Origin of the sequence: Neobacillus sp. SAB-20_R2A (assembly GCF_049568635.1) — a bacterium.
Classification (GTDB): Bacteria; Bacillota; Bacilli; order Bacillales; family Cytobacillaceae; genus Neobacillus; species Neobacillus citreus.
Window position 1 is genome coordinate 4,756,383 of sequence record NZ_CP145895.1, and the last position, 13,947, is coordinate 4,770,329.

Consider the following 13,947-nt stretch of genomic DNA (forward strand, 5'->3'; position numbering starts at 1 on the left):
TTCTTTATATCAGGCCCGGTAAATAATCATCGCCGAAAAACAATAAATCTGATCTTCCTCCTCATCTTCCTGAAATGCCGCAACATTATATTTAATATCCAAGAGACTCTTATCATCCAAACCTCTTAAAAAGCTATTCATTTCTTTCTCCAAATCCTTCTCATGCTCGCGGTCAAACAGCTTTACCTGAATCATTGGGCTCTCCCTTTCTTTTTTTCTATCATTATGACCATTTTTTCAAAATTTTAAAAATTAACTTCCGCTAAAAATTAAGATGAAGTTAAGGTTAAGCCTATACACTTCTTTTTGTAGGTTGTTAGTTCAGAAAGGAGAGATTCACTTGGATAAAAAACAAAAGATCTCCTGGGGAGTTAGCTTTGGGAGTATAGCATTAGTAGCAGGAATGATGTCATATCTAGGATTTTCCAACGGCGGCAATTCATTTACCGCGAATCAGGGGGCTGCCTTGCTGCAGCAGAATGGGTCTGGAAACCAGCCACAGCAATTTGGAACCCAATCTGGGCAGGGAGAGGACAGCTTTGGCTCCCAATCCCAAGATGGGCAAGGAAGCTTTGGATTCCGGCATGGCCATGACCATTTTGGCGGGGATTATTCCGGACAAACAAACGGAGATAATGGCTCCTTTGACTCCAGCAGTGGGTTCTCTCAAGATGACAACGGGCAAAATCAATTTTCAAATAGCGACTCTGGATTTGGACATCATGGGAGCTTTGACACGACGACAGGTGGCACCTGATGTTTTACTATCAATTTAACTCGATGAGTACTACCGTTAAAATTGCCTTTAGCTATGAAATTTCTAACCATGATTTGAGCTTAATCTATCAGCTGTTTGAATTAATTGAAAAAACCTGCAGCCGCTTTAGAAGCGATAGTGAGTTGTCCCTTTTAAACAGGCAAATTGAAAAGGAGGCCATTGTCTCACATGAAATGTTTTCGATTTTAACGGAAGCGGATAAATTTTTCTGGGAGTCAAACGGAATCTTCAATCCAGGAATTTTATCTGCTCTTGAAACAAGTGGATATAATCAATCTATTGAATTTGTCAGAGGTCAAAATATGGACCTGCCTCTAGATGCTGTTGGGGTAACATCCCAGCCATTTAAGTTAAACCGGGGCCGGCAGGCAGTTACGCTGCACACGAAAATCGACCTTGGCGGCATTGCCAAGGGATGGGTGATTGACTGTGCCGCTGAAATGCTCGAAAAATATGGCTATGGATTCATCAATGTTGGGGGCGACATGCGAATTTTTGGAACACTGCCCCGACCGCTTAACATCGGGATTGAACATCCAATGAATCTATCGAATATGATTTCATCAGTTCAGGTTCAGGCAGGGGCTGTTGCCACATCCACTTCGGCAAAGCGAAAGTGGTTTGTAAATGGAGAATTAAAGCACCATTTAATTGATACGAGAACAGGTCATTCATCCGAAAGTTCCATTATTTCCGCCACTATCACCGCCCCGACTGCTATAGAAGCGGATGTTTGGGCTAAAATCATCCTTTTAATTGGGGAAAAGGACGGACCGGGAAAGGTTTTGGAAAAAGGACTTGGAGCCGTTTTAATCAATCAAAACTGCGGCATCTGGAAAGGAGGAAATTTATTTGGAAATGTTTGAGTGGTACCTAATACGTACGACAGGAATTATTGCCTATGTATTGCTTTACTTGTCTGTCATGATTGGTCTTTACACACAAGTACAAAAAAAACGAAAACAAAAAATTGCTGTACCTTTAATCTGGCATGAGTCGTTGTCGAACTGGGCTTTTATCCTTACTTTAGGACATGTCGTCATTACACTTATTGATCAGTATATGTCATTTCAGTGGTTCGAAGTGCTGATTCCATTTCAAACAGACTATCAGCCAATCCCAATGGCACTAGGCATACTTGCCCTCTACTTCTTGATTTTAACCATAGTAACATCAAAGGTCCGGAAAGCAATCGGCTATCAGGCTTTCCGGAAAGTACATGCTTTAAACCCTATTCTATATATTTTTACAACCATGCATGGACTTATGATGGGTTCAGATTTTCAAGGGATTATTGTAGCAGCTGTAAACCTTCTTCCATTTATGTTTTTGGGGATTTTGCTATTAAAGGGGAAAAAGGAACTTGATGCTTCACACTTATAAAAAAACCGATTCCAAATTCGAATAACGGGTTTACTTTAGAGGTGATTTTTTTGAGACATAAGAAGTCTTATCCTTAATTGAGTAACTAGTGATAATAAAATAAGCGAAGATTTTTCCGCTAAATGGAGAATAGGGCTCATTCCGGCGTAAATAAGGGAAGGTTTTTCGCTTAAACAAAGCAAAATCCCCAATACTGAAGTTTTTTGAGTCAATAGGGGAAATTTCTACGCCTATTTAAGTTATTCTTAATCTTATTTGCTAATTAAGGGAAATTTCTCCTCTTATTTATCAAACTCTGTCTAATAAACTTGTACAACTTACGGTTGCTTTTGTCAGATAAATAAAAATAAGGCTTAGAGATATTTTCATCTCAAAGCCTTATGGACTGTGCAATATACTGTGATTTGTGTTGTGAAAAATTATGTGATTTGTGGTTAGGGTTGTGATTTACCGTTTTGCACCTCACAAGTAAACCTGTTAAAATTGGAATCGGTTATTCTGTTTCACCCGTCCACTCAAGCATGCCGCCCACCATGTTGCGAACCTTATATCCTTGCTCCTGCAGGTAATGGCAGACATTACCGCTGCGGCCGCTGGAACGGCAGATAAATATATATTCTTTGTCTTTATCAAAATAATCGAGATGAACCGGGATATCGCCCATTTTGATATGCATGGCACCTGGAATCATGCCCATAGCAACCTCGTGGTCTTCCCTGACATCCACCATTTCAGGTTTTTCTCCTGCTTCAAGCTTCTTTTTCAATTCCTCAGTAGTGATTGTTTTGATTTCTTCCATTTTATCCATCCCCTTCAAAAGAGGCTGCCCCAAGGACAGCCTCCTATAATATTAGTTAGCGACAATGTTTACAAGTTTTCCTGGAACAGTGATCACTTTGCGAACAGTTTTCCCTTCGATTTGTTCCTTAACCCGGTCATCATCCATTGCAATTCCTTCAAGTGCTTCTTTACTTGCATCAGTCGGAACCAATAGCTTCGCTTTTACTTTGCCGTTGACCTGAATCACGATTTCAACTTCGTTATCGACTAGCTTTGCTTCATCATATGCAGGCCAAGCTTCATAGGAAATTGTATCATTATGCCCTAGTTTTTCCCAAAGTTCCTCAGCGATATGCGGTGCCACTGGTGAAAGAAGCTTAACAAAGCCTTCGATGAAATGCTTTGGAAGAACAGTTGCTTTATAAGCTTCATTAATGAATACCATCATCTGAGAAATGGCAGTGTTGAAGCGCATTCCTTCGTAATCCTCAGTTACTTTCTTTACGGTTTGATGGTAGGCTTTTTCCAGATTGGAAGCTTCTTCGTTCGGCTGAATTTTTGGATTCAATTCACCGTTTTCCTCCACCAGCAAACGCCAGATACGGTCGAGGAAGCGGCGGGATCCATCTAAGCCGTTTGTGGACCAAGCGATTGAAGCATCAAGCGGTCCCATAAACATTTCGTATAGGCGCAGCGTATCTGCACCGTGGGTATTGACGATGTCATCCGGATTGACGACGTTGCCTTTTGATTTACTCATTTTCTCATTGTTTTCACCAAGAATCATTCCTTGGTTAAACAGCTTTTGGAATGGTTCCTTGGTAGACACAACGCCGATATCATACAAGAATTTATGCCAGAAACGTGAATATAGCAAATGAAGTACGGCATGCTCGGCACCGCCAACATAAATATCAACTGGAAGCCATTGCTTTAATTTTTCCGGTGAAGCTAAAGCTTCCTTATTGTTCGGATCAATATAGCGCAAGAAGTACCAGCAGCTGCCAGCCCACTGCGGCATCGTGTTGGTTTCACGGCGGCCCTTTTTGCCTGTAACAGGGTCAACCACATTTACCCAATCCTTAATATTGGCTAGCGGTGATTCACCTGTCCCGGACGGTCTGATTTCGGTTGTTTTTGGCAGCATTAATGGAAGCTCTTCTTCAGGTACGGCTGTCATGGTGCCGTCTTCCCATTGAATAATTGGAATCGGTTCACCCCAATAACGCTGGCGGCTAAACAGCCAGTCGCGGAGACGGAATGTTACCTTCTTCGTACCAATACCCTTTTCCTCAAGCCAGGAAATCATTTTTTTAATCGCATCTACTTTGTTTAGACCATTTAAGAAATCGGAATTGACGTGTTCGCCATCGCCGGTATAGGCTTCTTTCTCGACATCGCCGCCGGCAACAACTTCCTTAATTGGCAGTTCAAATTTTCTCGCAAATTCATAGTCGCGTTCATCGTGTGCAGGAACGGCCATAATTGCTCCAGTACCATAGCTGACTAATACATAGTCGGCAATCCAAATTGGCATTTTCTCACCATTTGCAGGATTGATGGCGTATGCTCCAGTGAACACCCCATTTTTTTCTTTTGCAAGGTCTGTACGCTCGAGGTCACTCTTTGATTTTACTTTATCTAAATAAGCGTCAACCGCCTCCCGCTGCTCAGCTGTTGTAATTTTATCCACCAAAGCATGCTCTGGAGCAAGCACGGCATAAGTAGCACCAAATAATGTATCAGGGCGGGTCGTAAATACCGTGAAGGTTTCATTGTGTCCATCGATTTGAAATGTCACTTCCGCACCCTCGGAACGGCCAATCCAGTTCCGCTGCATTTCCTTCAAGCTTTCCGGCCAGTCCAGTTCTTCTAGATCTTCAAGTAGACGATCGGCATAAGCCGTAATTTTTAAAATCCACTGTCTCATTGGACGGCGTTCAACCGGATGGCCCCCGCGTTCACTTTTTCCATCAATGACTTCTTCGTTGGCTAAAACAGTTCCAAGCGCTGGACACCAGTTGACCGGTACTTCATCAACATAGGCGAGGCCTTTTTCCCATAGCTTCAAGAAAATCCATTGTGTCCATTTGTAGTACTCAGGGTCAGTCGTATTGACTTCGCGATCCCAGTCATAGGAAAAACCAAGAGATTTAATTTGTCTGCGAAATGTGTCAATGTTTTTCGCAGTAAATTCAGCAGGGTCATTGCCTGTATCTAGAGCGTATTGTTCAGCAGGCAGCCCGAATGCATCCCAGCCCATTGGGTGAAGAACATTATAGCCCTGCATCCGTTTCATCCGTGAAAGGATATCCGTTGCAGTATAACCTTCCGGATGCCCCACATGCAGTCCGGCCCCTGACGGATATGGGAACATATCTAAAGCGTAGAATTTCCGTTTGCCCGGATCTTCGCTTGTTTTAAATGTTTTTTCTTCTTCCCATTTCTTTTGCCACTTCTTTTCGATTTGTTGATGATCGAAACTCATATCTGTAATCCTCCTTAAAAAATAAAAAACCTCTCATCCCCAACAGGGACGAGAGGACTGTATGTATCTTCCCGCGGTACCACCCACATTAGTGCAATGCACTCGCTTCATTAATCCTTAACGCGGAAAACGGCAAACATTACTTTTCATTCATGCCTGCAACTCCTAGGCGAGTTCATGACCCTCCCGGTTGACTTGCACCTGCCGTCAACTCTCTAAATACGGGACTTAAATCACTACTACTCCTACTCACTGTTATTAAAATATAAATATAACGTAATTGTATTAAATTTTCTAACAGTATGCAAGTAAACTTGAGCCTATTTTCATGGTTGACAGGGATACTTGATTTTAAACATCAAAACCACAGTCAATCAGCTGTGGTTTTGGTTGCGGAAAGTATTTATAAAGCTTTTACAGTTACCTGCTCTTGCGTTTTCAAATGACGGTCATATATTAGCGTTGTAACAATCGCAATGATAAATAATCCGATTAAGATTGTGAATAAAGCAGACATGCTGTACAAATCAACAATGACGCCGCCAAGGAGCGGTCCAATCATTCTTCCGCCGGTTGCTGTACTGTTAACAATTCCTTGATAAAATCCTTCGCGGCCCTTAGGAGCAAGGGCGAAGGCTAAGGTTGGCACCGCCGGCCAAACGAACATTTCCCCAATTGTTAAAATAATCATTGCGGCTAGGAAGCCGGTAAAAGCCCCCGCATTTCCAGCAACTATAAATGATATGATAAAGATGGCGATTCCGATCAGAATTTGCACCTTAAGGGAAGCACTAAGATGTTTTAAAATACCATTTAAAACAGGCTGCCCCAATACGATTAATGCCCCGTTTATCGTCCAGAGCAGGCTATATTGTGTGAGGGTGATGTTGATTTCCTGCGTATAGGAAGCAATTGTTGTGGTCCACTGGACATACGCAACCCAGCATAGTAAATATCCCGTACTAATAATAAGTAAAGCTTGCAGGTTGGCTTTGCTTTTTATGGTTGGAGCAGTTTTGGTGTTAGTTTCACGCTTAGCTGAGTCAACCACAATTCCTTTATATCCGAAAACTGCGATAAATAAAAAGATTACATACATGATAGTATTAGCTAGGAAGATTAGCTGGAAGGAATAGTCGGCAACAATGCCTCCTAAAGCAGTACCAACAGCAACCCCGAGGTTTTGTGCAACATAGAGGGCATTAAAGGATTTCCGACCGCCTTCTCGCCAAACCGATCCTGCCATGGCATACATCGAAGGAAAAATAATACCTGTTCCAAAACCAACAATAGTTAAAAAGACAACGTAGGATGGCCAGCTATGCCAGATGGTTAATCCCACCAAGGCTAGAAGTGAAATTCCAATTCCCAGCAGAATCGATTTATAACCGCCTAGTTTATCATATAAATTTCCACCAAACAGATTTCCGATTACGGTGGCTCCTGCATTTAACATCAGGACGATTCCTGCTACCGATAGGGACTTACCTAAATAATCGTGAATATAGATTGTATTTAAAGGCCATAAAAAAGAAGAGCCTATTACATTCACTGCCATCCCAATGATTAAAAGCCATAAGGCACGTGGCATGAAAAACGCTCCTTTGATAAAAAATATTTCGATATCCATGGTATTTTAGCCCTTTTTTAGTAGAAGCGCAATCCTTTTTGATTATCATTTTTCGCATGGAAGAGATTATGAAAAAATTGTTTCGTTGAGGTTTTGTAAATGGAAAAAATCCCTCAACAATACGTTGAGAGATTTTGCTAAATTTATGAAGATTAATTATTTTCCTGGTGGAATTTCGATTTTACAGGCTGGCCGCCAGTTTGTTCATACTTCTTTTTAGCTTGTTTAATGATGTCTGCATCTTTTCCAAACTCAATGTCCTGATTGTTAATTCCGTTTCGCGTTTTTTGTTCAGGGTTTTGCTGTTTTGAACGTTTTTTCAAAACTGTTCTCCTCCTCGGGTCCCTTGTAAAATCAAACTATTTTGCAGCTGCTGAACCTGCAATCTCATTCTGTGCAGCTGTTCCCGCTGCTGCCCATTAGCGCTATGAGCCATCGTACAGATATCCTGATACGTCTGCTCAAGATTTTGCAGCGCCGTCGTATAATCATTATCATTGTAATGTTCCTGAAGACTGCTTTGCTTATACTGCTCCTCGGCGCAGCGAAGACAATCCTCCACCTGCTGCGTTAAGTTTTCCATTGATTCGCGAGTAGCCATGTAAGAACCCCCTTCTTGATATGGCCCGACCTAAAATCATTCAATTGAAGCGCACAGCTTCATTTCTTATTTTGTTCCTCATTCTTTTTCCTATTACACGATTGAATTGATAAATCCTGGCAGTGATAAATACAGTTGGATAAGCATTATCTTCATGATAAAATTTACTTTATGCTAAAAAATATAAAGGAGTTTTCCTGAATGCTTCAGACAAAACCTTTTCTATATGCAACTGATGATAAGCGTTACCATACATGGAACTATCACCTGCGCCAGCAATTTGGGCACAAGGTATTTAAAGTAGCCTTAGACGGCGGCTTTGACTGCCCGAACCGTGACGGTACCGTTGCCCACGGCGGCTGTACGTTTTGCAGCGCCGCAGGTTCAGGCGATTTTGCCGGAAACCGGATCGAAAGCTTGGAGAAACAATTCAACGATATAAAAACAAAAATGCACACGAAATGGAAAGACGGCAAATATATGGCCTACTTCCAAGCATTCACCAACACCCATGCTCCAGTCGAGGTTCTTCGTGAAAAATACGAAACGGTTCTTAAGCAGGAAGGAGTGGTAGGTTTGTCGATTGCCACCCGGCCTGACTGTCTTCCAGATGATGTTGTGGAATACTTGGCCGAACTAAATGAAAGAACTTATTTGTGGGTTGAGCTTGGCTTGCAGACTGTTCATGAACGAACCGCTGGGCTCATCAATCGTGCCCATGATTTTCAGTGTTATGTCGACGGTGTGGCCAAATTAAGAAAGCATGCCATTAGAATTTGCACCCACATTATTAACGGACTCCCGCTTGAAACCTATGACATGATGATGGAAACCGCGCGAGAGGTCGCAAAGTTGGATGTGCAGGGCATTAAAATCCACCTTCTGCATCTGTTAAAAGGAACACCAATGGTAAAGCAATACGAAAAAGGCATGCTCGAGTTTTTATCAAAGGAAGACTATGTAAACTTAGTATGTGACCAATTGGAAATTTTACCGCCGGAAATGATTGTTCACCGAATTACCGGTGACGGACCGATTGATTTAATGGTTGGACCGATGTGGAGCGTTAATAAGTGGGAAGTCTTGAACAGTATTGATGCGGAATTAAAAAGACGGGACAGCTGGCAAGGTAAGTTTTTTCAAAAGGGGTTTGTTGACCGATGAAACTGGAAAGGATTCTTCCGTATGCCAGAGAACTACTTCAAAAAGCAGTTAGCCAAGGTGATATAGTTGTGGATGCCACATTAGGGAATGGGCATGATACTGTATTTCTCGCTGACCTGGTTGGTGAAAGTGGCCATGTTTTCGGTTTCGATGTTCAGGAACAGGCTGTCCAGGCTGCTCAAGAACGATTAAAAAAGCAAGGGCTGTCAGAAAGGGCCACTCTTTTTCACGCCGGTCATGAAAAATCCGCCGAGCTTATACCAGCTGTTTATCACAGTAAGATTACGGGTGCTGTTTTTAACCTCGGCTACTTGCCTGGCAGCGACAAAACGATTGTCACTCGGCCCGAAACAACCGTCACCGCGATCGAACAATTGCTTGAACTGATGGCACCTGAAGGAATCATTGTTCTTGTTATTTACCATGGCCATGAAGGAGGCGCGATTGAGCGCGATGGCCTTTTGAAATACTGCCGCAGCCTGGACCAAAATATAGCCCATGTCCTGCAACATCAATTCATCAATCAAAAAAACAATCCGCCATTTATTGTGGCGATTGAAAAAAAATAGCAAAAACCAGGCGGGTGCCTGGTTTTTTATTATTACATTTTCATAAGCAGCCGAGTCACAAATGATGGCATCGCTTTTTGCAAAGAACGGTACATTAGTCCATTGAAATAAAAGAAATAGCTGATCCAGCCGCCTGCTTTGATGACTTTTTTGGCCAGCTTCCTGACATCCCTCTGCTTACGGACCTTGGAATCGGATAAATAGATGCCAAGCAAGCCGCGATTAATAAGCTGATGAAATCCTTTGTGAGGAAGAAACTCGGTATGCCTGTCCGCTTCCATGACAAAATGCTTTAAGCGATTAAACAGCGTTTCCTGGTTTTCGTAATAAAAGCAGAAATTTAGGTCGCCTCCGGCCATATCCTCCTCTTGGTCAATAAAATAATCCAAAAGAATATGCAGACCTTGTATGTAAGGGAAATAGCCATTACGGATATTTTCAGCATCGCTGGCTGTAAAATCATCCCGCATCGCGTAAGACACTAGACAAAATATTCCTAATGTCGAACCCGAGCAGGCTGAGAACTCGTACCATTCCATTTTCGGCAAGTGGTTTTGATGGCGTTGAAACCAATTTTCAAGCCTAGGCACCCGTTCTTCCTTTTTTACATGCTTGTGAATTTGCAAATCACAATAGTATTCGCAAAGTTCAAGCAGAAATTCTTTTATAAATTCATAATGTTTCAATTCCCTTAAAACACTGCGGCATGTCTCTGACAAATCATTTAAATAACCGCCGTCATCCTGGTCCTCGCGAAGACGGTAATAGTTTTTCCGATCCGCATGTAATACAAGGGCATCTGACATTGATTCATGAAGAGCCGCAAAATCATTTGGATCAAGTGATGTGCTCCGGTCACAAAGATTGTCCAAGTAATCGCTAATTGTTTGGTAGGCGACAATAAACTTGACCGCTTTTTTATAGTGCTCCTGAGCAGTCAATGCCATTATGGCACCGCCTTCACAATGAAATGTCTTATGCTCGATGCTGGCAAGTGCCTGCTTCCTGAGTTCCGGATTAGGAATTTTTTCGGCGCGATTTTTCCAATACGCCAATTCTTGATGGACAGTCGGAATGATTTTGCGATAAACCCTCGACATAAGGGTGATTGGCTTCATGGAAAAGTCCCCCCATTCTATACGATATAACCGATGGCTTTTAACTGGCTGTAAACAAAATCCTTAGCATATTCAAATACTTCTTCCCGTTCGGGTTCATTAAAAATTTCGTGGTAACATTTGGGCCATTCTTTAAATCTTTTTTCCGATAATGGAGCATGATTAAACCATTCTTTCACGCTGCCTTTATTCACAATTTTGTCATCCCCGGCCTGCATTACCAGCATGGGTACATCACGTGTTTTTCCGAGGTTAAGGAAAGCTTGTTTGATGGCATCCGCAAGTTCACGATACCATCTTACCGAAACCTTTGTCACGTAAAGAGTATCATTCGAATCAGCTTCCCTGACATCCTCATTCCTCGTTGCCATTTGTACTGTCAGCCCTGAATTCATTCTAAAGGACGGAAAAACCACATTTAAGGCATAGGAAAGAAAGTTTAACAATTTGGATGGCGGCTTGATTAAGCCTAAACATGGAGAGGACAAAATCACGCCAGCAATGTTTACTCTTTCTTCTTGAAGGAGTCGAATAGTAATCAACCCGCCCATACTATGGCCCAGCAAAAAAACAGGCAATTCATATCGATAGGCTGCTTGAACCCAATCCTTTACTTCAAATATGTATTCATCAAAGGAATCGATATGTCCGCGGCGCGATCGTGTTGTCATTCCCTGCCCGGGAAGGTCTGCCATAATGACATGAAAACCGGACGTGCGCCACATCTCAATCAGCCATCCGTAGCGGCGATGGTGCTCCATGGCGCCGTGAACCATGACAATAACAGCCTTCGCTTCCCCTTCTGCTTCCCACTTCCACATAACTGATCCCCCTAAAACGTTATCATTTTTTGTATTTTACCATATAGGAAAGACTAATAAGAATCTAAATGAATTTTTTAATTGCGATATTTTTTGTCATTCCCTGGCTTGATTCGTTAAAATAGAATTATCATTCAAAAAGGAGCGAGCATGATGATTTACCCTTTTAAAGATAAATACCCTGTTATTTCCGAAACTGCCTATATTGCAGATTATGTAACCATTACAGGAGATGTTGAAATCGGCGATGAATCCAGCGTCTGGTTTAATTCCGTTATCAGAGGCGATGTAGCGCCAACAAGAATCGGTAACAAAGTAAACATCCAGGACAATTCCGTCCTGCATCAAAGCCCAAATAACCCACTTATTTTAGAGGATGAAGTGACCGTTGGCCATCAGGTCATATTACATAGCTGCATCATCCGAAAAGGTGCACTTATTGGAATGGGATCGATTATTTTGGACCAGGCGGAAATTGGCGAAGGTGCCTTTATTGGTGCTGGCAGTCTTGTTCCGCAAGGCAAAAAAATTCCTCCTAATACATTAGCATTTGGAAGACCAGCTAAAGTTATTAGAGAAATCACTCCTGAAGACATTAAGGAAATGGAAAGAATCACAAGAGAATATGCAGAAAAAGGGCAATTTTATAAATCCCTACAAAAAGGCACCCAATCTTAACGATGGGTGCCTTTACTTTTCCATTTATCTACTCGCTAATACTATATCTTTTTTATACTCGCTTTGAAAGGAGTATACTCCTTCAACATACACCTGATGCCAAACCATAAACATAAGAACAGTCCAAATCTTTCGGCTGTTGTCAGCTTTATCCTGACAATGGTCATCAAGAAGCTTTAACAGGTACGTCTTATTGATTAAATGGTCCGTCTGGCTTTCACGAATGATATTTTTTGCCCAATCATTCATCTCAGCCTTTAGCCAATGGCGGATAGGAACAGGGAAGCCAAGCTTCTTCCTGTTTAGAACATGGTCAGGAACGACCCCTTCGGCAGCCTTACGCAAAACGTACTTAGTAGTGCCGTTAGCTGTTTTCAAGCTAGTTGGGATTTTCGAGGCCACTTCAAATACTGCCTTATCTAAGAACGGCACGCGTAGTTCCAATGAATGAGCCATCGTCATTTTATCAGCCTTTAGTAAAATATCGCCGCGCATCCAAGTATGGATATCAATATATTGCATCCGGTCAACCGGATCATAGCCTCTTGATTCCTCATAAAGAGGTTTGGTGATATCGGTATAGTTTAAGCCTTCACGATAGACACTCAAAAGCTCACGTTTTTCCGCTTCGTCAAACATCTTGGCGTTACCAATGTAGCGCTGCTCCATCGGTGTCACCCCGCGTTCAATAAAGCTCTTTCCTTTCATCCCTTCCGGAAGCATATCGGCAATTCCTTTTAGAAGGACCTTTCCGACTCTAGGAATTTTATTGAAAATCTCCAAATCGCCAGGTTCGCGGTAAATATTATAACCGCCAAACAATTCATCAGCGCCTTCGCCTGAAAGAACAACCGTAACATGCTTTCTCGCTTCACGGGCGACAAAATATAATGGAACACAGGCTGGGTCGGCAAGCGGGTCATCCATATGCCAAATAATTTTCGGAACTTCTTTCATATATTCCTCAGGCGTAATGATATAACTGATGTTTTCTACGCCAAGCTTTTCAGCTGTTTCCTTGGCGACATCAATTTCGCTGAAGCCATTGTGCTCAAATCCGACGGAAAACGTTTTAATAGCCGGATGGAATTGCTTTGCAATCGAGGCGATGATGGAAGAGTCAATCCCACCTGATAAGAAGGAACCAACCGGAACATCACTGCGCATATGCTTTTCAACCGAATCAAACAGAATATCACGGATTTCCTTTACGAAATCATCTTCCGATTTTAGTACTGGGTGAAAATGTGCCTTCCAGTAGCGGTTCATTTCCATCTTCGAGCCGATTTTTTTTGTAAAATAATGGCCTGGTTCAAGCTTTTTAATTCCTTCAGATAGGGTATCAGGTTCTGGAACAAACTGATAGGTTAAATAATGCTGCAAGGAATCATAATCTAGCACATCATTTTTAAGAGCCAGCAAAATGCTCTTTTTCTCAGAAGCAAAGAAGGTTCTGTCACCATCCTCCATATAAAAGAATGGTTTAATTCCAAACGGATCTCGTGCCCCATAAAGTATTTGTTCCTGCTTATCCCAGATAACAAAAGCAAACATCCCGCGCAAGCGTTCAACTGCTTTTTCTTTTAGCTGGCTGTAGAGTGCAATGATAACCTCTGTATCAGAGCTTGTGGAAAAAGTTAGTCCTTCTTTGAGTAACTCTTCACGAAGCTCGACATAGTTATAAATTTCACCGTTAAAAATAATCCAGTATCTTTCGTTTTCATACGTTAGCGGCTGGTGCCCGGATTCAATATCAATGATACTTAACCGGCGAAAACCAAATTGAATATGATCATCATAATAATAACCAGCATCATCTGGTCCACGATGGGTTATAATATCGTTCATATTTTTAAAAAGCTGCTTTTCTTCGTCACGATAATTTTGCGTTTTGTCATGTACACAACCGATAAAACCGCACATTATGTACCTCACCT

15 protein-coding genes and 1 other annotated feature are annotated in these 13,947 nt (G+C 42.0%); of the genes, 6 read left to right on the forward strand and 9 right to left on the reverse strand.

Features of this window, described 5'->3' with window-relative positions:
- Positions 1 to 9: 9 nt before the first annotated feature.
- Positions 10 to 195 carry a sporulation protein Cse60 gene (locus V5M37_RS23355; RefSeq protein ID WP_213144558.1) on the reverse strand — a complete coding sequence of 62 codons (186 nt, stop codon included), beginning with the start codon at positions 193 to 195 and terminating at the stop codon, positions 10 to 12.
- Between the two features lie 145 nt (positions 196 to 340).
- Between V5M37_RS23355 and V5M37_RS23360 the strand changes: the two genes are divergently transcribed.
- The 3 genes from V5M37_RS23360 to V5M37_RS23370 are packed head-to-tail and all read left to right on the forward strand — an operon-like array spanning position 341 to position 2,161.
- Positions 341 to 757 carry a hypothetical protein gene (locus V5M37_RS23360; RefSeq protein WP_423799348.1) on the forward strand — a complete coding sequence of 139 codons (417 nt, stop codon included), beginning with the start codon at positions 341 to 343 and terminating at the stop codon, positions 755 to 757.
- Entirely contained in the window at positions 757 to 1,644 is an 888-nt protein-coding gene (locus V5M37_RS23365; protein ID WP_423799349.1) for an FAD:protein FMN transferase, read from the forward strand. Before V5M37_RS23360 ends, V5M37_RS23365 begins: the two co-directional genes overlap by 1 nt.
- Positions 1,637 to 2,161, forward strand: a complete 525-nt coding sequence (locus V5M37_RS23370; protein WP_423802676.1) for a ferric reductase-like transmembrane domain-containing protein — start codon at positions 1,637 to 1,639, stop codon at positions 2,159 to 2,161. The genes V5M37_RS23365 and V5M37_RS23370 overlap by 8 nt, the downstream gene beginning before the upstream one ends.
- A 493-nt stretch (positions 2,162 to 2,654) precedes the next feature.
- Here the strand turns inward: V5M37_RS23370 and V5M37_RS23375 are convergent, their stop codons facing one another.
- The 5 genes from V5M37_RS23375 to V5M37_RS23395 form a co-directional block, all read right to left on the reverse strand.
- Positions 2,655 to 2,960 carry a rhodanese-like domain-containing protein gene (locus V5M37_RS23375; RefSeq protein ID WP_423799350.1) on the reverse strand — a complete coding sequence of 102 codons (306 nt, stop codon included), beginning with the start codon at positions 2,958 to 2,960 and terminating at the stop codon, positions 2,655 to 2,657.
- 51 nt (positions 2,961 to 3,011) lie between these two features.
- Complete coding sequence (gene leuS / locus V5M37_RS23380; RefSeq protein ID WP_423799351.1) at positions 3,012 to 5,429, reverse strand: leucine--tRNA ligase; 2,418 nt, start codon at positions 5,427 to 5,429, stop codon at positions 3,012 to 3,014.
- Positions 5,430 to 5,470: 41 nt separating this feature from the next.
- Positions 5,471 to 5,691, reverse strand: a binding site (T-box leader).
- A 141-nt stretch (positions 5,692 to 5,832) separates the two neighbouring features.
- The gene (locus V5M37_RS23385; protein ID WP_423799352.1) at positions 5,833 to 7,020 is read right to left on the reverse strand and encodes an MDR family MFS transporter; all 1,188 of its coding nucleotides are present in this window, start codon (positions 7,018 to 7,020) and stop codon (positions 5,833 to 5,835) included.
- Between the two features lie 191 nt (positions 7,021 to 7,211).
- Complete coding sequence (locus V5M37_RS23390; RefSeq protein WP_423799353.1) at positions 7,212 to 7,382, reverse strand: glycogen biosynthesis protein GlgD; 171 nt, start codon at positions 7,380 to 7,382, stop codon at positions 7,212 to 7,214.
- Positions 7,379 to 7,660, reverse strand: a complete 282-nt coding sequence (locus V5M37_RS23395) for a YtzC family protein (protein WP_213144547.1) — start codon at positions 7,658 to 7,660, stop codon at positions 7,379 to 7,381. The genes V5M37_RS23390 and V5M37_RS23395 overlap by 4 nt, the downstream gene beginning before the upstream one ends.
- Positions 7,661 to 7,861: 201 nt before the next feature.
- Here V5M37_RS23395 and V5M37_RS23400 point away from each other — a divergent pair, with 201 nt between their 5' ends.
- Positions 7,862 to 8,824: a TIGR01212 family radical SAM protein gene (locus V5M37_RS23400; protein WP_423799354.1), complete on the forward strand. Its 963-nt coding sequence runs from the start codon at positions 7,862 to 7,864 to the stop codon at positions 8,822 to 8,824.
- Positions 8,821 to 9,393 (forward strand): class I SAM-dependent methyltransferase, encoded by a 573-nt coding sequence (locus V5M37_RS23405; protein ID WP_423799355.1) that lies wholly within the window; start codon positions 8,821 to 8,823, stop codon positions 9,391 to 9,393. The genes V5M37_RS23400 and V5M37_RS23405 overlap by 4 nt, the downstream gene beginning before the upstream one ends.
- A gap of 32 nt (positions 9,394 to 9,425) precedes the next feature.
- Here V5M37_RS23405 and V5M37_RS23410 read toward each other — a convergent pair whose 3' ends face one another.
- A complete protein-coding gene (locus tag V5M37_RS23410) occupies positions 9,426 to 10,511 on the reverse strand; it encodes a tetraprenyl-beta-curcumene synthase family protein (RefSeq protein WP_423799356.1) in 1,086 nt (361 codons plus the stop codon).
- Between the two features lie 17 nt (positions 10,512 to 10,528).
- Positions 10,529 to 11,332 (reverse strand): lysophospholipase, encoded by an 804-nt coding sequence (locus V5M37_RS23415; RefSeq protein WP_423799357.1) that lies wholly within the window; start codon positions 11,330 to 11,332, stop codon positions 10,529 to 10,531.
- Positions 11,333 to 11,485: 153 nt separating this feature from the next.
- Between V5M37_RS23415 and V5M37_RS23420 the strand changes: the two genes are divergently transcribed.
- Positions 11,486 to 12,010, forward strand: a complete 525-nt coding sequence (locus V5M37_RS23420) for a gamma carbonic anhydrase family protein (protein ID WP_423799358.1) — start codon at positions 11,486 to 11,488, stop codon at positions 12,008 to 12,010.
- Between the two features lie 24 nt (positions 12,011 to 12,034).
- On the opposite strand, the gene asnB is transcribed toward V5M37_RS23420, so the two are convergent.
- Positions 12,035 to 13,933: an asparagine synthase (glutamine-hydrolyzing) gene (asnB, locus tag V5M37_RS23425; protein WP_423799359.1), complete on the reverse strand. Its 1,899-nt coding sequence runs from the start codon at positions 13,931 to 13,933 to the stop codon at positions 12,035 to 12,037.
- Positions 13,934 to 13,947 lie beyond the last annotated feature (14 nt).

What these genes read in the sequence shown, in the direction of transcription:
- V5M37_RS23365 (WP_423799349.1), top strand. Translation starts at nt 757, where the DNA reads ATGTTTTACTATCAATTTAACTCGATGAGTACTACCGTTAAAATTGCC.
- V5M37_RS23375 (WP_423799350.1), bottom strand. Translation starts at nt 2,960, where the DNA reads ATGGAAGAAATCAAAACAATCACTACTGAGGAATTGAAAAAGAAGCTT.
- V5M37_RS23420 (WP_423799358.1), top strand. Translation starts at nt 11,486, where the DNA reads ATGATTTACCCTTTTAAAGATAAATACCCTGTTATTTCCGAAACTGCC.
- V5M37_RS23385 (WP_423799352.1), bottom strand. Translation starts at nt 7,020, where the DNA reads ATGCCACGTGCCTTATGGCTTTTAATCATTGGGATGGCAGTGAATGTA.
- leuS (WP_423799351.1), bottom strand. Translation starts at nt 5,429, where the DNA reads ATGAGTTTCGATCATCAACAAATCGAAAAGAAGTGGCAAAAGAAATGG.
- V5M37_RS23355 (WP_213144558.1), bottom strand. Translation starts at nt 195, where the DNA reads ATGATTCAGGTAAAGCTGTTTGACCGCGAGCATGAGAAGGATTTGGAG.
- V5M37_RS23405 (WP_423799355.1), top strand. Translation starts at nt 8,821, where the DNA reads ATGAAACTGGAAAGGATTCTTCCGTATGCCAGAGAACTACTTCAAAAA.
- V5M37_RS23370 (WP_423802676.1), top strand. Translation starts at nt 1,637, where the DNA reads ATGTTTGAGTGGTACCTAATACGTACGACAGGAATTATTGCCTATGTA.
- V5M37_RS23410 (WP_423799356.1), bottom strand. Translation starts at nt 10,511, where the DNA reads ATGAAGCCAATCACCCTTATGTCGAGGGTTTATCGCAAAATCATTCCG.
- V5M37_RS23395 (WP_213144547.1), bottom strand. Translation starts at nt 7,660, where the DNA reads ATGGCTACTCGCGAATCAATGGAAAACTTAACGCAGCAGGTGGAGGAT.
- asnB (WP_423799359.1), bottom strand. Translation starts at nt 13,933, where the DNA reads ATGTGCGGTTTTATCGGTTGTGTACATGACAAAACGCAAAATTATCGT.
- V5M37_RS23415 (WP_423799357.1), bottom strand. Translation starts at nt 11,332, where the DNA reads ATGTGGAAGTGGGAAGCAGAAGGGGAAGCGAAGGCTGTTATTGTCATG.
- V5M37_RS23400 (WP_423799354.1), top strand. Translation starts at nt 7,862, where the DNA reads ATGCTTCAGACAAAACCTTTTCTATATGCAACTGATGATAAGCGTTAC.